Raw genomic sequence first — 17,537 nt, 5'->3', positions numbered from 1 at the left:
TCGGTGCCGTGGGCGAGCGCCTGCCCCAGCGTCGCCCCGGCGTCGGCCGAGGTCCTCGCCGCGGCGAAGAACACCGAGCCGAGCACGCCGCTCGACCCGCCCATCGCCCCGGTGAGCAGCGCCGAGAGCGCGCCCAGCAGGGCGGCGGTGTCGGCGAGCGGCAGCGCGTCGAGCTCGGCCCGCACGCGCCGCGCGCCGCCGGCGAACGTGGAGCCGGTGTCGCCGTCGCCGACCTGGGCGTCGAGCGCGTCCAGGGCGTCCTGGTGCCCCTCGACCGCCGCGCAGACCGCGTCGAGGACCTCCCGCACGCGGGGCGAGGAGGAGGCCTCCCAGGTCTCGGTGCCCAGGTCGGGCAGGGGGGTGGTCACCACCTCGCCGGGCACCCGCGCACCGGGCCACGCCGTGTGGGCGGCCACCTCGTCCTGCAGCGCCTGCTCCAGCTGGTCGTCCAGCGGCAGCGCGGTGAGCGACATCCCCCGGGCCGACAGGGACGTCATGAGGGCGGCCGGGCCGACGAGCAGCCGGGTCCGGGCGCCCAGGGGGCCGTCCAGGACGTCGTGCAGGACGACGGCCGTCTCCAGCCCCGACAGCCCGCCGAGGTCGTTGACGAGCAGGGCGACCGGGCCGTCGGGCAGCTGCTCGGCGAGCGTCGCGGACATCTGGCGCACCAGGTCCGCGCTGCCGTCCAGCTCGACGGTGCGGGCGCCGGGCTCTCCGTGGATGCCCATGCCGAGCTCGACGGTGCCGTCGGCGACCCGGTCCTCGCTGCCCCGCCCGGGGATGGCGACCGCGGACAGCGACACCCCCAGGCTGCGGACGCCGGCCGCCACCTTCTCCGCGGCGGCCGCGACCTCGTCCAGGCCGGCGCCGCGCTCGGCCAGGGCGCCGGCGACCTTGTGCACGAGCAGCGTGCCCGCCAGGCCGCGGGGCTGCGTGGAGCCCGGGAGGGCCACGTCGTCGGACACGACGACCATCCGGACGTCCAGGCCGCGGCCGCGGGCCCGCTCGACGGCCAGGCCGAAGTTGAGGCGGTCCCCGGTGTAGTTCTTGACGACCACCAGGCAGCCGGCGTCGCCGGTCACGGCCAGGATCGCCGCCAGCACGGCGTCGACGCCGGGGGAGGCGAAGATCTCCCCGGAGACGGCGGCCGTGAGCAGGCCGCGGCCCACGAACCCGGCGTGGGCGGGCTCGTGCCCGGCGCCGCCGCCGGAGACGACCGCCACCCGGTCGCGCTGCCAGTCGGTGCGCAGCACCACCTTGATGTCGGGGTAGCCGTCGAGGCGGCCGAGCGCGCCCCCGGAGGACCGCACCAGGGCGTCCAGCGCCTCGGTTACCACGTCGTCCAGGCCGTTCACCAGGTGCGTCATGGCCGCAGTCTGCCCCGGGGCCGCGGGCGTGCACAGGCCCGCTCCGTGCCGGCCGGTCCGGCGGAGCGGCCACCTGCTGTCCGCCCCCGGCGGTAGCGTCCGCCCGACCGCCCGCGCGACAGACGGAGGCCCCATGACCACGACGACGAGGACCGGTGCGCAGGGCGAGACGCTGCCCCTGGCCGACAGCCACGACCTCATCCGCGTGCACGGCGCGCGCGAGAACAACCTCAAGGACGTCAGCGTCGACATCCCCAAGCGGCGCCTCACGGTGTTCACGGGCGTGTCCGGCTCGGGCAAGAGCTCGCTGGTGTTCGGCACGGTCGCCGCGGAGTCCCAGCGGATGATCAACGAGACCTACAGCACGTTCGTCCAGGGCTTCATGCCGTCCCTCAACCGCCCGGACGTCGACCTGCTCGACGGGCTCACCACGGCGATCGTCGTGGACCAGGAGCGCCTCGGCGCCAACCCCCGCTCGACGGTGGGCACGGTCACCGACGCCAACGCCATGCTGCGCATCGTCTTCAGCCGCCTCGGCACGCCCCAGATCGGCTCGGCGCAGGCGTTCTCCTTCAACGTGGCCTCCGTCAGCGGCGCGGGCGCGGTGACGATGGAGAAGGGCGGCAAGACGGTCAAGGAGCGCCGCAGCTTCACCGTGACCGGCGGGATGTGCCCACGCTGCGAGGGCATCGGCCAGGTGACCGACATCGACCTGTCGCAGCTGTTCGACGAGGACAAGACCCTGCTCGACGGGGCGATCACCGTGCCGGGGTACACCGCCGACGGCTGGTTCGGGCGGATCTTCGGTGCCGTCGTGCCGGTCGACGTGCCGGTCCGGGCCTTCACCGCCGAGCAGCGTCAGGAGTTCCTCTACGGCGAGCCGCGGAAGATCAAGGTCGAGGGCATCAACCTCACGTACGAGGGCCTGGTCCCCAAGATCCAGAAGTCGATCTTGTCCAAGGACGTCGGCGCGATGCAGCCGCACGTGCGCGCCTTCGTCGAGCGCGCCGTGACCTTCACCGACTGCCCGGACTGCCTGGGCACCCGGCTCAACGAGGCCGCCCGGTCGGTCACGGTGCAGGGCGTCAGCATCGCCGACGCCTGCGCGATGCAGATCAGCGACCTGGCGGCCTGGGTGCGGGGCCTGTCCGAGCCGACGGTCGCACCGCTGCTCGGCTCGCTCGGCGACACCCTCGACAGCTTCGTCGAGATCGGCCTCGGCTACCTCAGCCTCGACCGGCGCTCGGGGACGCTGTCCGGCGGTGAGTCCCAGCGCGTGAAGATGATCCGGCACCTCGGCTCGTCCCTCACCGACGTCACGTACGTCTTCGACGAGCCGACGGTCGGCCTGCACCCGCACGACATCCAGCGCATGAACGAGCTGCTGCTGCAGCTGCGGGACAAGGGCAACACCGTGCTCGTCGTCGAGCACAAGCCCGAGACGATCGCCATCGCCGACCACGTCGTCGACCTCGGCCCCGGGGCCGGGTCGGCCGGGGGACAGGTGATGTACGAGGGGACGCTGGAGGGGCTGCGGGCCAGCGGCACGCTCACCGGCCGGCACCTGGACGACCGGGCCTCGCTCAAGCCGGCGATGCGCTCGTCGACCGGCGCGCTGCAGGTGCGCGGGGCCCGCTCGCACAACCTGCATGACGTCGACGTCGACGTGCCGCTCGGGGTGCTGTGCGTGGTGACCGGCGTCGCCGGGTCGGGCAAGAGCTCGCTCGTCCACGGCTCGGTGGCCGGGCGCGACGGCGTCGTGTCGATCGACCAGGGCGCCATCAAGGGCTCCCGGCGCAGCAACCCCGCGACGTACACCGGGCTGCTCGAGCCCGTGCGCAAGGCCTTCGCCAAGGCCAACGGCGTCAAGCCGGCCCTGTTCAGCGCCAACTCCGAGGGCGCCTGCCCGGCGTGCAACGGCGCGGGCGTCATCTACACCGACCTGGCGATGATGGCCGGCGTCGCCACCACGTGCGAGGTCTGCGAGGGGCGCCGGTTCGACGCGTCGGTGCTGGAGTACCGCCTCGGCGGGCGCGACATCAGCGAGGTGCTCGCCATGCCCGTCACCGAGGCCGAGCAGTTCTTCGGCTCCGGCGAGGCCCGCACGCCCGCGGCGCACACCGTCCTGGCCCGGCTCGTCGACGTGGGGCTGGGGTACCTCACCATCGGGCAGCCGCTGACGACCCTGTCCGGCGGGGAGCGGCAGCGGCTCAAGCTGGCCACGCACATGGGGGAGAAGGGCGACGTGCTCGTCCTCGACGAGCCGACCAGCGGGCTGCACCTGGCCGACGTGCAGCAGCTGCTGGCCCTGCTCGACCGCCTGGTGGACTCGGGCAAGTCGGTCGTCGTCATCGAGCACCACCAGGCCGTCATGGCGCACGCGGACTGGATCATCGACCTCGGGCCCGGCGCCGGGCACGACGGCGGCCGCGTGGTGTTCGAGGGCACGCCGGCCGACCTGGTGGCGCAGCGGTCCACGCTGACCGGCCAGCACCTGGCCGCCTACGTCGGGGCCTGACCGGCGGTGGCGGGGCGGGTCCTGGTGACCGGCGTCAGCCGCGAGGTCGGCATCGCCGCCACGGTCGCGCGCCACCTCGCCGGCCTCGGCTGGCAGGTGGCCGCGTCGGGCTGGCCCGCGCACGACGAGGAGCAGCCGTGGGGGAGGGGGACGCCGGCCGGCACGGCGGGGCTGCCGTCCTGGGAGGCGGTCGACCTCGCCGACCCTGCTGCGCCCGCGCGGCTCGTCGACTCGGCGGTCCGGGGGCTCGGCGGGCTCGACGCCGTCGTGGCCGTGCACGCCCGCTCCGCCACGGGGGACGTCATGGCCGTCACGGCGGAGGAGCTCGACGCCTGCTTCGCCGTCAACGCGCGCGCCACGCTCCTGCTCGCGCGCGAGGCCCTGGCCGTGGGCGCCCGCCGGGTGGTGCTGTTCACCACGGGCGTCCACCAGAGGCCGATGCCCGACGAGATCGCGTACGTCACGTCCAAAGCCGCGCTGCAGGGGGTGACGGCCTCGCTGGCCGCGACCGCCGCCGCACGGGGCGCGACTGTCAACTGCGTCAACCCTGGGCCGGTCGACACCGGCTACGCCGACGCGGCCCTGCAGGCCGCCGTGGCGGGCCAGATGCCGGCCGGGCGCTGGGGCCGGCCGGACGACGTCGCGCCGGTGGTGGCGTGGCTGCTGTCGGAGGACGCGGCGTGGGTCACCGGGCAGACGCTGGACGTCGACGGGGGCTGGGGCGTCCGGCCCTGACCCTGCTCCGGTACGACCAGGGCCGGCCCCGCTCCGGGGTCAGCCCTGCGCCGGCGCGGCCGTCGCCCCGGTGGGGGCCAGCAGGTGGCCCGCGACCGCGTCGAGCGCCTGCACGACGGCGGCCCGGTGATCGTCGCTGCCCGGACCCGTGTCGAAGCCGTGCTGCGCCGACGGCACGCTGACGGTCGTCATGCCGGGCGGCGCCGCGTCCAGCAGGGCCTGCTGGCCCTCGCCGAAGCCGGGCAGCTCGTGCTCGACGAGGGTGAGCACCAGGGGGGTGGCGCCCAGGCCGCGCACGGCGTCGGCCAGCGTCGGCCAGCCGGGGATGTCGTCCGTCGGCAGCAGGGGATAGGTGAGCGCCACGCAGCGCAGCCAGCCGTGGCCCGCGGCGAGCAGCGGGTACGCCAGCGGCCCGCCGCCGGAGAAGAACCACACGGCCACCGCGTCCGGGTCGACGCGGTCCTCGGCGCGCACCGCCTCGAGCACCCGGCCCAGCGTGGTCGCCGCCTCCGGGTAGCGCATGCCGCCGGTGAGCTCGTGGTCGAGCACCACCGCCGCGGTGCCCCGCCGGGCCAGCTGCGCGGCGTAGGCGCGGAAGAACGGGGTGCGGCGCGGGCTCACCGGCGGCGGCTCCTGGAACAGGCCGTGCACGAGCACGACGACGGGCCGACGCCCGCCCTGCTCGGGCAGGTAGAGGTCGTACCCCTCCCGCGGCGACGGCTCCAGCGGCTCGGTGGGGACGATGAGGTCGGGGGCGGTCGTCATGAGGGCTCCTCGTCGTGGTCGGGGGAGAGGTCGGGGGAGAGGTCGGGGGAGAGGTCGGGGTCGGGATCCGACGCCGGGTCCGGCGGAGGGTCCGGGTCGGCGAGGCGGTGCACGCGCTCGGTGAGCAGCGCGAGGACCTCGGCGCACCGGGCCAGGTCGTCCGCGTCGAGGCCGTCCGTCACCCGGGCCAGGGCCTGCAGCTCGCGGTCGTGCACGTCGGCGAAGGTCCGCCGGCCGAGCTCGGTGACCGCGACGAGCCGGGAGCGCCGGTGCAGCGGGTTGTCGTCCAGCCGGAGGAGGCCGCGTGCGGCGCCGCCGTCGACGACCACCTGCACGCTCTGGCGGGTGACGCCGAACTCCCGGGCGACCTGCGGCACCGTCCTAGGTCCCCGGTCGAGCAGGTGCTCGACGACCGCACGCAGGGGCACGGTGAGGTCCGTGCCCGCCAGCGCCTGGTCCACGGCGCGGGCAGAGGCCTGGTACAGCGGACGGACGCGGCTGAGGACCAGGTAGGCGGCGTCGCCCGGTCCGGTGCTGGTCATGCTGACGACGATGGCTGAGTGACAGGCAGCCTGTCAATAGCCGCGCCGCCCCGGGCCTCGTCGGTCCTCTGCGGCGGCCTCCGCGCGGTGCAGCCAGTCCACGAGCAGCGCCCGCTCGGCACCGGTCAGGCCCGGCAGCTGCGGCGCCATGGCGCGGAAGGTGACGACGGTGGCGGCGACCGCCCGCTCGGCCGGCCCGGTGGCACCGGTCCGGTCGGGCTGGTCGACGAGCACGGCGGCGGTGAGGGCGTCCCACATCGCGGCGGCCAGGCCCGGGTCCCGGTCGGTGACGGGGGTGGCCAGCAGGGTCTGGATGACGCCGGTGCCCGCGGACTGCACCAGGTCGACGCAGCGCTCCTCCGGCACGCGGAGCATCCCCGCGAGCGCCACGCGGTGCACCCGGGCCCGCAGCACGGCCCGGCCCGCCTGGGCCGCCCCGGACCGCAGCACCCGTGCCGGGTCGCCGAGCAGCCGGAACACCTCGGGGTTGGCGACGCCGAAGTCCACCTGCGCGACGAACGCCGCGCGGAGGTCCTCCAGCGGGTCGGCGCCCCGCCCCGCCTCGTCCTGCGCGGCGACGGCCTTGGACGCCACGAACTGCTCTGCGGCCCGCTCGGCGACGGCGTCGAGCAGCCCGTCCTTGTCGCCGAAGACCCGGTAGATGGTCGGCGCCTGCACGCCCGCCGCCGCGGCGACCGCGCGGGTGGTGACGGCGGCCGGCCCCTCCCGCCGCAGAAGGTCCGCCGCCACGTCGACGAGCCGGTACCGGACCCCGTCCCTGCCGCCCTGCGCTGCGCCCGGATCGCGCGGACCTGCCTGGACCGTCATGTTGCCAACGATAGCGGCTGGGTGGTACCACTGTGCTTCCATCGATACGCACGAGCGATACCAACGATAATGAGGCTGCGATGATCGTCATCACCGGTGCCACGGGGGCCCTCAACGGCGCTACCGCCGACCACCTGCTCACCCGCTTCCCGGCCGAGGACCTCGTCGTCGTCGCCAGGGACCCGTCCCGCGCGCAGCGCTTCTCCGACAGGGGGGTGGCCGTCCGCCACGGCGACTACGCCGACCCCAGCACGCTGGAGCCGGCCTTCGCCGGGGCGGACCAGCTGCTGCTGGTGTCCTCGAGCGACCCTCACGCCGACGCCGTCGCCCTGCACACCGCCGCCGTGGACGCCGCGGTCAGGGCCGGCGTGGGTCACGTCCTCTACACCAGCCACCAGGGGGCGGCGCCCGGCACGCCGTTCGGCCCTGGACGCGACCACGCGGCCACCGAGGAGGTGCTGGAGCGGTCCGGTCTGACGTGGACCTCGCTGCGCAACGGCTTCTACGCCCACACGCTGGCGTGGCTGGCGGGGGACTGGCGCACCACCGGGGTGGTCACCGTGCCCGCGGACGGCCCGGTGTCCTGGACCTCGCGCGAGGACGCCGCCGAGGCCGCGGCCGTCGTCATCACCCGGCTGGTGGCCGGCGAGACCGGCCTCGACGGGCCCCTCACGCTGACCGCGGAGGAGGCGCCCACCTTCGCCGACGTCGCCGCCTCCCTCACCCGAGCGACCGGTAGCCGCGTCGGGCACGTCCTCGTCGACCCCGAGGAGTGGCTGGCCGCGCAGGTGCGCGAAGGACGCCCGGAGGGGATGGCCCGCTTCACCCTGGGGATGTACGAGGCGGCCGCCGGCGGCTTCTTCGCCGGGACGTCGCCCCTGCTCGCCGACCTGCTCGGCCGCCGTCCCGCCTCGGCGCTCGACGCGGTCCTGGCGTCCGGGACGGGCTCCGGCGCGGCGGCCGGGACGACGTCCACGACGGCACCCTCGGGGGTGCGCTGACCGACGGCCCCTGGGCCGCGCACGACGTCGGGTACCGGTCTCGACGTCCCGTCACCGGACCGGGCGTCACCGCCCCTGGGCGCGGGCGTAGTACTCGGGAGAGCCGGTGAGGTGGGCGGCGAGCGAGAGGTCCCCCTCGCGGGAGACGACCCCGGGCCACGTCGACAGGCCGTGCGCGTCGGCCCCGCGTCCGAGGAGGTGCCGGTAGAGGGAGTCGGTCCGCCGGAGCAGGGACTCCTGGGAGCCGTGGAACGCGGCGGCCACGTGCAGGCGCCCGCGCAGCCGTTCCTCCCGCAGCCAGTGGTCGACCTCCGCCTGGCCCGGGGGCCGTCCCAGGATCTCCCGGTAGAGGGCGACCACCCAGGGGGAGGCGTCCGTGGGGGTGGCGCCGCTGCGCAGGTAGTGCTCCCGCGAGGCGTAGAACGCGGAGGACATCGTGGACACGGGCAGGCCGCCCCTGAGCTCACGGACCCAGCCCGCCCGCCCAGCAGGGTCCGCCGGCCGCGACAGCACGTCGCGGTAGGCCCTGTCGACCACGCTCCCGAGGTACTCCTCGGACGTGGCCAGCTCGCGCGACAGGCCGTGGCGCGACCAGGTGCCGTCCACCAGCTCCAGGGCCCGGCTGTCCCGTTCGTGGGCTCCCGCGGGACGGCCCAGGTAGTCCAGGTACAGGCTGCTGACGTACCGGCGGTCGGCCTCGGTGCCCACGGGCGTGAACGGACGGACGACGGTCTGGACCACGGTCTGCGACGGCAGCGTCCGCTGCAGCGGCGCGTGGTGGACGTCGGCGTCCTTGGCCTCCACGAGCATGCCGCCACCGACGTAGACCGCCACGTGGTTGACCACCCCGGTGGTGTTCTTCGTGTAGAAGACCAGGTCGCCCCGCCGCACCTGCGACAGGGGGTGCGTGGACATGCCCGGGAGCCGGTAGAGCTCCACCGAGGTGCGGTAGGCCGGCCGGGGGTGCAGGTCGACCGATATCGGCTGGGGGTCCACCCCGGCGGCGTACAGGGCCTGCAGCACCAGCCCCGAGCAGTCGATCCCGAGGGCTTCCGGACCAGCACCGCCCCAGACGTACTCGGCACCCAGGTAGGACTCGGCGGCGCGGACGAAGGTCTCCCGCCTCTCGACCGCGGTCGCGCCGAGACCCAGCTGAGGGGCCACCTGGTGAGCGTCGACGCAGAAGTCGTGGGGTATCCCCAGCGCCTGCCAGGTCGCCCGGTCCACGACCCCGTCGCGGCGCAGGGCCCGGGTGGACTGGAAGGAGCGCACGCGGCCCACGGTCGCCGCGTCCATCGTCTCCCAGGTGGAGGCGGGCATGCCCAGGCGGCGCTGGACGAGGCCGACCTTGACGCCGTTCCAGCCGGGTACCAGGTCGTGGCACCCCTGTGCCGGGGTGATCCGTTCCGTCGGCGTCAGGTCGGCGCGCGCCGGCACCGACACGACCGCCGCCAGCGACGCGCCCAGCAGCACGGACCCCAGCAGCATCGACACTGTCCTGCGGAACGTGGTCATGACGGCTCCTCGAGGCACACGGGCTGGCTGCCCGCCGTGCCATCGTCGGGACAGTGCTCGTCACGGAGCCCCGGGCGTGGCGTCCACCCGGACGGCTGCTGGGAAGCCCTCCGCCGAGCCGATAAGCGACGTTATGTCACACGACAGCGTTGGACTGCCCTCTGTCGTCCCCTCGTGACCCGCGGTCGACCTGCGCCCGCCCCCCGGGTGCCTCCTCGTCGTCGGCCTGCACCAGCTCGGCCGTTCCCCGGCGCCCGTCGGTCGTCGTGCGAGACGGTGTGCGCCGCGCAGGCGGCCACCGACGGTCGCCGGGCACAGCCATGCCGACGGAGGCACACCGATGGAGCTCGTCCCGCACCGGCGGCAGTTCGTCATCTCCAGGTCGCGCGTCGACCTCGGCGAGGACTGGACGTGCCTGGAGCTGCCGGACGGCTTCGTGCTGTCCCACCAGCAGGACCTGCGGGTGACGCGCCGGCCGGACGGCGGGCTGGTCCTCGGGACGGCCCTGCCCGGCGCCTCGACGGCCGACGTCACCGGGCTGGCCGGCCGGTTCGCCACGGTGTCCTGGCCGTGGGTCGGCACGGACGCCTCGGCGCTGCTGTCCGTCTACCACGCGTCCGGGCCCGACGGTCCGCTCGTGAGCTCGAGCCCCGCGCTGCTGGGCCGGCTCCTGCCCGCCCCGGGCGCCCCCGGGCCGGACCGCCGGATGTGGTGGGGCGGCATGAACTGGTTCCCCGGGCCGGGGTCTCCCCTGCCGCAGGTCCGCAAGCTGCTGCCCGGACAGCGGCTGCGCCTGCCCGACCTGACGGTCGAGGACTCGCGCGGGCCCATGGCGTCTTTGGGGCCCGACGAGCAGGCGCGCTCGGTCCTGGCCGACGAGCTCACCGCGACCGTGCGCGCGGCGTCCGAGGGGGCGGCCACGACCTGTGTCGCGCTCACCGCCGGGCTGGACTCCCGCACCGTCCTCGCGGCCGTCCTGGCCGCCGGGATGCGCGTCGAGACGGTCACCCAGGTCGTGCGCAACCCCGCCGACGTGCGCGTCGCCGCGGACATCAGCCGGTACCTCGGGGTCCGCCACCACGTCGTCGAGCCGTCACCCCACCAGGAGGACCGGGTCCGTGCCTGGCGGGAGCACACCCTCCACGCCTACGACGACGCCGACAACAGGCTGCTCCTCCCCCGCGACCAGTACCGCTTCTTCCACCGCGGCACGGTCCTGCTGCGGGGCAACGCCTTCGAGTTCGGCCGACGCTTCCTCGCCCCGAGGTTCCGCGGCCTGGACCCGGACGACCTGACGGGCACGGCGCTGTGGCGGCGCTTCGAGGGCAGCGCCCCGCCGCACGCGCCGAGCGTCGCGGCCCTCGACGAGTGGGTCGCGACCAGGCGGCACCGGCGCGACGGGCTCGACCTCGTCGACGGCTTCTACGACGACCACCGCCTCGGCGGGTGGCTCGCCTCCCTCGAGCACGGGCTGGAGCTCCTGCCCGGCGTCTCGGTGGTCCCCGCCAACTCCGCGCGCGCCAAGGCGGCGCTCCTGGCGCCCACGCACGAGGAGCGCACCGCGGGCACCGTCCAGCGCGACGTCGTCCACGACCTGGCCCCGGAGCTGGAGCGGTTCCCCGTCAACCCGCCGCCCACCGGCGTCCGGCGCCACGTCCGCACGGTGCGCGTCCGTGCCGGCCGCGCGACCCGGGCGCTCCGGCAGCTGGCGGGCGGACGGGGGCCCGGGACCGCCCCGCGGTGAGCCGTCCTCCGGCTGCGGGACCGGACCCGTGCGACCTCAGTCCGTGCCGAACTCCATGGCCGCCCGGTCCAGCAGCTCGTCGTCCCCGGAGGACTTCCCCCGGGAGGCGATCGCCTCGGCGCCGCCCTCGGCCATGGTGCCGATGAGCTTCGTCGTCGCCTGGCCCGCGCTGGCCGCCACCGCGCTCCCCCCGCCCAGCACGCCGAGGCTCGCGTACTGCTCGAGCTTGGCGCGGGAGTCGGCGATGTCGAGGTTGCGCATCGTCAGCTGGCCGATCCGGTCGACGGGGCCGAAGGCGGAGTCGCCGGTCCGCTCCATCGAGAGCTTGTCGGGGTGGTAGCTGAAGGCCGGTCCGGCCGTGTCGAGGATGGAGTAGTCCTCGCCCCGGCGCAGCCGCAATGTCACCTCGCCGGTGACGGCCGCACCGACCCAGCGCTGCAGCGACTCGCGGAGCATGAGCCCCTGCGGGTCCAGCCAGCGACCCTCGTACAGCAGGCGCCCGAGCCGCCGGCCCTCGTTGTGGTAGCTGGCGACGGTGTCCTCGTTGTGGATCGCCGCGACCAGCCGCTCGTAGGCCGCGTGCAGCAGCGCCATGCCCGGCGCCTCGTAGATGCCGCGGCTCTTGGCCTCGATGATGCGGTTCTCGATCTGGTCGGACATGCCGAGCCCGTGGCGGCCGCCGACGGCGTTGGCCGCCAGGACCAGGTCGACCGGGGAGGCGAAGGTCTGCCCGTCGATGCTCACCGGGCGGCCCTGCTCGAAGCCGATGGTCACGTCCTCGGGGGCGATCTCGACCGAGGCGTCCCAGTGCCGGACGCCCATGATCGGGTCGACCACCTCGACGCCGGTGTCCAGGTGCTCCAGGGACTTGGCCTCGTGGGTGGCGCCCCAGATGTTGGCGTCGGTCGAGTACGCCTTCTCCGTGCTGTCGCGGTAGGGCAGGTCGTGGGCGACCAGCCACTCCGACATCTCCTTGCGCCCGCCGAGCTCGGCGACGAAGGCGGCGTCCAGCCACGGCTTGTAGATCCGCAGCGACGGGTTGGCCAGCAGGCCGTAGCGGTAGAACCGCTCGATGTCGTTGCCCTTGAAGGTCGACCCGTCGCCCCAGATCTGGACGTCGTCCTCGAGCATCGCCCGCACCAGCAGCGTCCCGGTGACCGCGCGCCCCAGCGGCGTCGTGTTGAAGTACGTGCGCCCGCCGGAGCGGATGTGGAACGCGCCGCAGGTCAGCGCGGCCAGGCCCTCCTCCACCAGCGCCTCGCGGCAGTCGACCAGGCGGGTGACCTCGGCGCCGTAGGCCGTGGCCCGGCCCGGGACCGAGGCGATGTCCGGCTCGTCGTACTGGCCGAGGTCGGCGGTGTAGGTGCAGGGGACGGCGCCCTTGTCGCGCATCCAGGCCACCGCCACCGAGGTGTCCAGCCCGCCCGAGAAGGCGATCCCGACACGTTCACCGACAGGCAGGGAGCTCAGCACCTTGGACATGGCAGGAGTATGCATGACCCTGAATGGTCATGCAAAAGTCACCGCTCCCCCGCCGGGGCCAGCCGTGCGGCGACGACACCGCACGCCTCGCGGAGCTCGGCGGGCTCCACGTCGGCCAGCGGGGCGTCGAAGGTGGCGAACAGGCCCGCCAGGCCGACCCACGACCAGGCGCCCATGGTGAGCCGGCTGCTCGCGGCGCCCAGCGGGACGACCACCGCGCCGCCGGGGACGAAGCGGGTGATGGTCTCGGCCGGGTGGGCGACGGTGGCCGTCCCCCGGCACGGCCAGTGGTCCGCGGTGTCGCCGCGGTCCAGGTGCGACATGACGACGTGCGCGGCGTCCGTGCCCTCCGGCAGCGGGCGCGCGGCGAACCGGGGGCCGTCCGGGGTCCGCGGCCGCACCCGGTCCAGGCGCACCGTCCGCCAGGTGCCGGCCCCCGGGTCGTGGCCCAGCAGGTACCAGCGGCCCGCCCAGACCACGAGGTGGTGGGGCTCGACGAGCCGGGCCGGGCCGGGTTCTGTCCCCTCGTAGTCGTAGCGCAGGGTGCGCCGGTCCCGCAGCGCCGAGGACACCGCGAGCAGGACGGCGTGGGGCACGCTCGGGGCGGCGAGCTCCCACGGGTTCCACACCGAGGCGACCTGCATGTCGCCCACCAGGTGGCGCGAGCGGCTGGGCATGACCTCCAGCACCGTGGCCAGCGCCCGGCCGGCCGCCTCCTGCAGCCCGTCCACGGTCCGCGGGGCGAGCTGGAGGGCGACGGCGACCGCGGTGGCCTGCTCGTCGTCCAGCAGCAGGGGCGGCAGCGTCCCGCCGCCGCTGCCGAGGGCGTAGTGGCCGCCCGCTCCCCTGCTGACCTCGACCGCGTAGCCCAGGTCGCGCAGGGTGCCGACGTCCCGGCGGACCGTCCGCACGCTGACGCCGAGCTCGGCGGCCAGCCCCGGCCCGGTCCACCTGCCCTGCTGGCGCAGCAGCGAGAGCAGGCGCAGCGTCCGGGCCGACGTGCTGGTCATGTCCGGAGCGTCTCAGCCGTCACCGACGGGCGCGTGGCAGACGGCCTCGAGGTTGATCCCGAGCGGGTCGGTGACGAAGCCGCCGTAGTAGTCGTCGTGGTACTCCGGCCACACCGCCGGGGCCGACCGCTCGACCGCGCCGGCGGCGAGCGCCGCCCGGTGGAAGGTGCGCACCTCCTCGCGGGAGCCCACCGTGAAGGCCAGGTGCATGTTCGTCCCGACGGTGCCGTCGTCGACGAGCCAGAAGAACGGCTTGACGCCCGCCCAGCCGAAGCCCGTCATCGCGGGCATGGCGGGGTTGGCGGGGATCCGGAGCATCGTCGTGATGCCGACCGAGCCCAGGACGGGCTCGTAGAAGGCGACGGCGTCGGCGAGGTCGGGTACGGCGAGGTTGAGGTGGTCGATCTGCGAGCCGGAGCGGTCGGTCATGGCGGTGCCTCTCGTCGGGGTGGGTCCCCAGGGCACCAGCAGGAGCGGCCACCGGGTGTCCGCTCCGCGGGCTCAGGTCCCGGGGCTCACGCGGTGCCGCGGGTGCGCCGCAGCCACCACAGCCCGACGAAGGGCAGCACGAGCGGGACCAGGAGGTAGCCGAGGCCGTAGTCCGACCACACGGTGGGGTCGGGGAAGTCCTGCGGTCGCAGCAGGCTGTAGGTCCCGACCAGGAGGACGCCGGCGGCCTCGGTGCCGACGGCCAGCCACGCCAGCCGGCGTGCCCACGGCCGGTCGACGGCGAGGCCGACGGTGGCCAGCACGTAGACCACGGCCGCGAGCGCCGACAGGCCGTACGCCAGCGGGGCCTCGTCCCCCTTGGCGAGCAGCTGGTACCCGGCCCGGCTCGTCGCCGCCACGGCGAAGGTGGCGTACAGCGCGACGAGCACCTTGCCGGCGCCGGCCCGGGTCGACCGGGTCGGCCGCCCTGCCCCGTCCTGCCCCGCGCTGCCCCGCGACCCGCCGTCCCCGGCCATCAGACCCTCCCCGCGCCTACGCTCGCGGCATGACGGACGCCGCTCCCACCTCGGTCGCCGACCTGGCCGGCTCCGAGTACGTCCTGCTCACCACCTACACCGGCGACGGCACGCCCAAGCCGACGCCGGTGTGGGCCGCCCTGGACGGGGACGCCCTGGTGCTCACCACCACCGACTGGACGTGGAAGGTGCGCCGCGTCCGCGCCCAGCCCCGGGTGACGCTGGCCGCCTGCGACGTCCGCGGCCACCCGCGCAGCGCCCCCGTCGAGGGCGTCGCCGTCGTGGTCGGCGCCGAGCACATGCCCCGCGTCGACGCCGCCCTGCGCCGCAAGTACGGCTGGAAGCTGCGCGTCACCGAGCTGGTGACGGGCCTGCGCCGCTCCCGCGTGACGCGCGTGGGCATCGTCGTCCGGGACACCTGAGCCCGCCCGGAGGCGGTGCGTCCTACGCACCGGGGCCACCGACCTGCACGCCGCCCTCCCAGACGTCCCACAGCCGGACGACCATGGCCGCCACGGTGAAGGCGCCGACCGCCACCACGGCGCTGGACCACCGGTCGCGCTCGACCAGGGCCCAGCCGAGCGCGGCGGGCAGGACGAGCACCACCGTGGCCAGGTAGGAGACGAACAGCACGGTCGACCCGGCCGGACCCGGGCCCGCGACCATCCCGACGACGGCGACCAGCGCCTGCACGAGCAGCAGGGCCTCCACGGCCGCGCCGGTGAGCAGCATCGCCGGTCCCGGGGGACGGCCCCGTCGGGCGGCCACCAGGCCCCAGACCATGAGCACGCTGGCGGCCCCGGCGAGCACCGCCACGACCGCGTCCACCACGCCGCACAGGATGTCACCCCGGGCCGGTCGCGCCGGACCCGCCCGCCGCGACCTCCTACCCTCCGGGCATGGACCAGGCGCCCGGCGACGACGTCGACCTCGTGCCGGCCGTCCACGACCGCGTGGTCGCGCTGCTGGCGGTGCGCCGCCCGGTGCTCGTCTGCCTGGACGGTCGCAGCGGGTCCGGCAAGACGACCCTGGCGCGGCGGCTCGTCCGGCGGCTGCGGGACGGCGGCGCGACGGTGACCGTGCTCCACCTGGACTCCGTCTACCCCGGCTGGGACGGCCTCGCGGCGGCCGTCCGGCTGGTCGGGGAGGAGCTGCTCCCGGCCCTGCGCGAGGGGCGCGAGCCCGCCTACCCGGCGTGGAGCTGGGTGCGCGACCGGCCCGGCCCGGACGTCACGGTGCGCCAGGCCGACGTCGTGCTCGTCGAGGGCGTGGGCAGCGGCAGCCGGGCCGGCCGCCGGGCCGCCGACCTGCTCGTCTGGCTCGAGGCCCCCGCGGCGGTGCGCCACGGCCGCGCCATGGCCCGCGACGGCGACTCCTACCGGCCGCACTGGGAGCGATGGGCGGCCCAGGAGGAGGCCTACGTCCGGGCCGAGCGCCCGGCGGCCGCGGCGGACCTGGTGCTGGCCACCGCGCCGGGCGCCGTGCTGTCCGCGGGGGGCCCTAGCCTCGACGCGTGACCGGCGACGTCCTGCCCATCAGCTCCCCCGACCTCGACGACACCGCCGACGTGGTGGCCTGGCGGACGCTGTTCGTCACCGTGTTCGCCATGCCGGCCACCTCTGCCGAGGAGACCGAGGCGGCGCTGCCCGCCTACCGGGACCAGCGGCTCACCGGGGTCAAGGAGGACGGCCGCTGGGTGGCGACCTTCCGCTCGTGGGCGGGCGACAGCGCCGTCCCCGGTCCCGCCCTCACCGGCATGCCGACCGCCGGCGGGGACGACGACGGGAGCCGGACGGTCTCCACCGAGCTCGTCAGCAGCGTGAGCGTGTCCCCCAGCCACCGCCGCCGGGGCCTGCTCACCCGGATGATGCGCGACTGCCTGGACGACGCCGCGTCGCGCGGGGTCGCGGTCGCCAGCCTGTTCGCGAGCGAGGCCGCCATCTACGGCCGCTTCGGCTACGGCCTGGCCACCACCGTCCACGACCTCGCGGTCGACACCCGGGCGGCGCAGCGCTGGCACGCCGGGGCGCCCGCGGACCCGGGGCGGGTCCGGCCCTCCGACGACGACGAGATCGCCGAGGTCGGTCCTGCGCTGTTCGAGGCCGCCCGCAGGACGATGCCCGGCGCGGTCGGCCGCAGCCCGATCGCCTGGCTGCGCCAGCTCGAGCGCGTGCCGCCGTCCAAGGGGCCCGACGGTCCCCGGTTCCGCGCGGTCCACGTCGGCCCGGACGGCACCGTCGACGGCTGGGTCCGGCTGCGGACCGAGTCGTCGTGGCAGGACGGCGCGCCCCGCTACACCGCGACCGTCGACGACCTCACCGGCGCGACGCCCGCCGTGGTCGCCGCGCTGTGGCGCTACGCCCTCGGGCTCGACCTGGTGACGACCCTCAAGGCGGAGCACCGCGGCGCCGGAGAGCTGCTCGGCCACCTGCCGGTCGACACCCGCGCCGTGCGGGTCAGCGCCGAGGCCGACGGGCACTGGTGGCGCGTCCTCGACGTCCCGGCCGCCCTCCGCTCCCGCTCGTGGTCCCGCGCGGGGCGCGTGGTCCTGGAGGTCGTCGACCCGGGCGGCCCCGCGCAGGGACGGTGGTCCCTCGACGTCGACGAGCAGGGCCGCGCGGAGGTCACCCCGACCGACGCCGCCGCCGACGTCACCCTGCCTGTCCACACGCTGCCGGCCGTCCTCACGGGGGTCTGGGACCTGGCTCCCCTGCTCGCCGCGGGCCGGCTCGACGAGCACTCCCCCGGTGCCGTCCGGCGGCTGCACGACCTCGCCCGGGTCGCCCCCGTCGCGCTCTCGGCGGTCCAGGGCTTCTAGCGGCACGGGCGTGCCCGGCGGGGCCCCGGGCTGCCAGGCTGCGCCCATGCGCGCACAGCGGGACGACCGCACCGACCCCTCCGGACGACGGCGCACCGGTCCCCCCGGTCCCGTCGCGGCCCTCGGGCTGCTCGTCGCGCTCCTGCTCGCGGTGGTCGTCGTGCTGCGCCGGCTCGGAGTGGTCCCGCCCGCCGGCGGCCAGCCCTCGCCGCCGGCGGCCCCGGCGCCGACCACGCCCGCAGCCCGA

At 75.7% G+C, this 17,537-nt stretch carries 18 protein-coding genes; 8 read left to right on the top strand and 10 right to left on the bottom strand.

The genetic code is table 11. The annotated features are described in order from the left end of the window. On the bottom strand, positions 1–1,367 hold a 1,367-nt coding region (locus WCS02_RS08260), incomplete at its 3' end, for a dihydroxyacetone kinase subunit DhaK (protein ID WP_340291888.1). 133 nt (positions 1,368–1,500) lie between these two features. Here WCS02_RS08260 and WCS02_RS08255 point away from each other — a divergent pair. Together WCS02_RS08255 and WCS02_RS08250 are read left to right on the top strand one after the other, a co-directional pair. Continuing rightward, entirely contained in the window at positions 1,501–3,885 is a 2,385-nt protein-coding gene (locus WCS02_RS08255; RefSeq protein WP_340291886.1) for an ATP-binding cassette domain-containing protein, read from the top strand. Positions 3,886–3,909: 24 nt separating this feature from the next. Next, a complete protein-coding gene (locus WCS02_RS08250) occupies positions 3,910–4,620 on the top strand; it encodes an SDR family oxidoreductase (protein ID WP_340291884.1) in 711 nt (236 codons plus the stop codon). A 39-nt stretch (positions 4,621–4,659) separates the two neighbouring features. On the opposite strand, the gene WCS02_RS08245 is transcribed toward WCS02_RS08250, so the two are convergent. The 3 genes from WCS02_RS08245 to WCS02_RS08235 are packed head-to-tail and all read right to left on the bottom strand — an operon-like array spanning position 4,660 to position 6,755. Continuing rightward, the gene (locus WCS02_RS08245) at positions 4,660–5,385 is read right to left on the bottom strand and encodes a dienelactone hydrolase family protein (RefSeq protein ID WP_340291882.1); all 726 of its coding nucleotides are present in this window, start codon (positions 5,383–5,385) and stop codon (positions 4,660–4,662) included. Beyond that, positions 5,382–5,927: a MarR family winged helix-turn-helix transcriptional regulator gene (locus WCS02_RS08240; protein WP_340291880.1), complete on the bottom strand. Its 546-nt coding sequence runs from the start codon at positions 5,925–5,927 to the stop codon at positions 5,382–5,384. The genes WCS02_RS08245 and WCS02_RS08240 overlap by 4 nt, the downstream gene beginning before the upstream one ends. Positions 5,928–5,960: 33 nt before the next feature. Then, complete coding sequence (locus WCS02_RS08235) at positions 5,961–6,755, bottom strand: TetR/AcrR family transcriptional regulator (protein WP_340291878.1); 795 nt, start codon at positions 6,753–6,755, stop codon at positions 5,961–5,963. A gap of 80 nt (positions 6,756–6,835) precedes the next feature. Here WCS02_RS08235 and WCS02_RS08230 point away from each other — a divergent pair, with 80 nt between their 5' ends. Then, on the top strand, positions 6,836–7,756 hold the full coding sequence (locus WCS02_RS08230; protein WP_340291876.1) for an SDR family oxidoreductase: 921 nt from the start codon (positions 6,836–6,838) through the stop codon (positions 7,754–7,756). Between the two features lie 66 nt (positions 7,757–7,822). Here the strand turns inward: WCS02_RS08230 and WCS02_RS08225 are convergent, their stop codons facing one another. Then, positions 7,823–9,271 carry a DUF4214 domain-containing protein gene (locus WCS02_RS08225; RefSeq protein WP_340291874.1) on the bottom strand — a complete coding sequence of 483 codons (1,449 nt, stop codon included), beginning with the start codon at positions 9,269–9,271 and terminating at the stop codon, positions 7,823–7,825. A gap of 340 nt (positions 9,272–9,611) precedes the next feature. Between WCS02_RS08225 and WCS02_RS08220 the strand changes: the two genes are divergently transcribed. Next, the gene (locus WCS02_RS08220) at positions 9,612–11,015 is read left to right on the top strand and encodes an asparagine synthetase B family protein (protein ID WP_340291873.1); all 1,404 of its coding nucleotides are present in this window, start codon (positions 9,612–9,614) and stop codon (positions 11,013–11,015) included. 36 nt (positions 11,016–11,051) lie between these two features. Here the strand turns inward: WCS02_RS08220 and argG are convergent, their stop codons facing one another. The 4 genes from argG to WCS02_RS08200 form a co-directional block, all read right to left on the bottom strand. Continuing rightward, positions 11,052–12,497: an argininosuccinate synthase gene (gene argG, locus WCS02_RS08215; RefSeq protein WP_340291872.1), complete on the bottom strand. Its 1,446-nt coding sequence runs from the start codon at positions 12,495–12,497 to the stop codon at positions 11,052–11,054. A gap of 38 nt (positions 12,498–12,535) precedes the next feature. Beyond that, complete coding sequence (locus tag WCS02_RS08210) at positions 12,536–13,507, bottom strand: helix-turn-helix transcriptional regulator (protein ID WP_340291871.1); 972 nt, start codon at positions 13,505–13,507, stop codon at positions 12,536–12,538. 12 nt (positions 13,508–13,519) lie between these two features. Next, positions 13,520–13,936 carry a VOC family protein gene (locus tag WCS02_RS08205; protein ID WP_340291869.1) on the bottom strand — a complete coding sequence of 139 codons (417 nt, stop codon included), beginning with the start codon at positions 13,934–13,936 and terminating at the stop codon, positions 13,520–13,522. Between the two features lie 86 nt (positions 13,937–14,022). Further along, positions 14,023–14,472 (bottom strand): hypothetical protein, encoded by a 450-nt coding sequence (locus tag WCS02_RS08200; RefSeq protein ID WP_340291867.1) that lies wholly within the window; start codon positions 14,470–14,472, stop codon positions 14,023–14,025. Between the two features lie 29 nt (positions 14,473–14,501). Between WCS02_RS08200 and WCS02_RS08195 the strand changes: the two genes are divergently transcribed. Continuing rightward, positions 14,502–14,894 (top strand): PPOX class F420-dependent oxidoreductase, encoded by a 393-nt coding sequence (locus WCS02_RS08195; protein WP_340291865.1) that lies wholly within the window; start codon positions 14,502–14,504, stop codon positions 14,892–14,894. Between the two features lie 22 nt (positions 14,895–14,916). On the opposite strand, the gene WCS02_RS08190 is transcribed toward WCS02_RS08195, so the two are convergent. After that, positions 14,917–15,303 (bottom strand): hypothetical protein, encoded by a 387-nt coding sequence (locus tag WCS02_RS08190; protein ID WP_340291863.1) that lies wholly within the window; start codon positions 15,301–15,303, stop codon positions 14,917–14,919. Positions 15,304–15,371: 68 nt separating this feature from the next. Between WCS02_RS08190 and WCS02_RS08185 the strand changes: the two genes are divergently transcribed. From WCS02_RS08185 to WCS02_RS08175, 3 genes are all read left to right on the top strand, one after another. Beyond that, a complete protein-coding gene (locus tag WCS02_RS08185; RefSeq protein ID WP_340291861.1) occupies positions 15,372–15,989 on the top strand; it encodes a nucleoside/nucleotide kinase family protein in 618 nt (205 codons plus the stop codon). Then, a complete protein-coding gene (locus WCS02_RS08180) occupies positions 15,986–17,290 on the top strand; it encodes a GNAT family N-acetyltransferase (protein ID WP_340291858.1) in 1,305 nt (434 codons plus the stop codon). The genes WCS02_RS08185 and WCS02_RS08180 overlap by 4 nt, the downstream gene beginning before the upstream one ends. Positions 17,291–17,336: 46 nt before the next feature. Further along, positions 17,337–17,537 (top strand): hypothetical protein (locus tag WCS02_RS08175; protein ID WP_340291856.1); only part of this gene is annotated, 201 nt, incomplete at its 3' end.

Origin of the sequence: Aquipuribacter hungaricus (genome assembly GCF_037860755.1) — a bacterium.
GTDB lineage: Bacteria > Actinomycetota > Actinomycetes > Actinomycetales > JBBAYJ01 > Aquipuribacter > Aquipuribacter hungaricus.
The sequence above is the reverse complement of the archived record's forward strand: the minus strand, read 5'-3'. Positions and strand labels throughout refer to the sequence as shown.

What these genes read in the sequence shown, in the direction of transcription:
- WCS02_RS08235 (WP_340291878.1), bottom strand. Translation starts at nt 6,755, where the DNA reads ATGACGGTCCAGGCAGGTCCGCGCGATCCGGGCGCAGCGCAGGGCGGC.
- WCS02_RS08230 (WP_340291876.1), top strand. Translation starts at nt 6,836, where the DNA reads ATGATCGTCATCACCGGTGCCACGGGGGCCCTCAACGGCGCTACCGCC.
- WCS02_RS08200 (WP_340291867.1), bottom strand. Translation starts at nt 14,472, where the DNA reads ATGGCCGGGGACGGCGGGTCGCGGGGCAGCGCGGGGCAGGACGGGGCA.
- WCS02_RS08195 (WP_340291865.1), top strand. Translation starts at nt 14,502, where the DNA reads ATGACGGACGCCGCTCCCACCTCGGTCGCCGACCTGGCCGGCTCCGAG.
- WCS02_RS08220 (WP_340291873.1), top strand. Translation starts at nt 9,612, where the DNA reads ATGGAGCTCGTCCCGCACCGGCGGCAGTTCGTCATCTCCAGGTCGCGC.
- WCS02_RS08225 (WP_340291874.1), bottom strand. Translation starts at nt 9,271, where the DNA reads ATGACCACGTTCCGCAGGACAGTGTCGATGCTGCTGGGGTCCGTGCTG.
- WCS02_RS08205 (WP_340291869.1), bottom strand. Translation starts at nt 13,936, where the DNA reads ATGACCGACCGCTCCGGCTCGCAGATCGACCACCTCAACCTCGCCGTA.
- WCS02_RS08255 (WP_340291886.1), top strand. Translation starts at nt 1,501, where the DNA reads ATGACCACGACGACGAGGACCGGTGCGCAGGGCGAGACGCTGCCCCTG.
- WCS02_RS08210 (WP_340291871.1), bottom strand. Translation starts at nt 13,507, where the DNA reads ATGACCAGCACGTCGGCCCGGACGCTGCGCCTGCTCTCGCTGCTGCGC.
- WCS02_RS08185 (WP_340291861.1), top strand. Translation starts at nt 15,372, where the DNA reads ATGGACCAGGCGCCCGGCGACGACGTCGACCTCGTGCCGGCCGTCCAC.
- WCS02_RS08240 (WP_340291880.1), bottom strand. Translation starts at nt 5,927, where the DNA reads ATGACCAGCACCGGACCGGGCGACGCCGCCTACCTGGTCCTCAGCCGC.
- WCS02_RS08245 (WP_340291882.1), bottom strand. Translation starts at nt 5,385, where the DNA reads ATGACGACCGCCCCCGACCTCATCGTCCCCACCGAGCCGCTGGAGCCG.
- argG (WP_340291872.1), bottom strand. Translation starts at nt 12,497, where the DNA reads ATGTCCAAGGTGCTGAGCTCCCTGCCTGTCGGTGAACGTGTCGGGATC.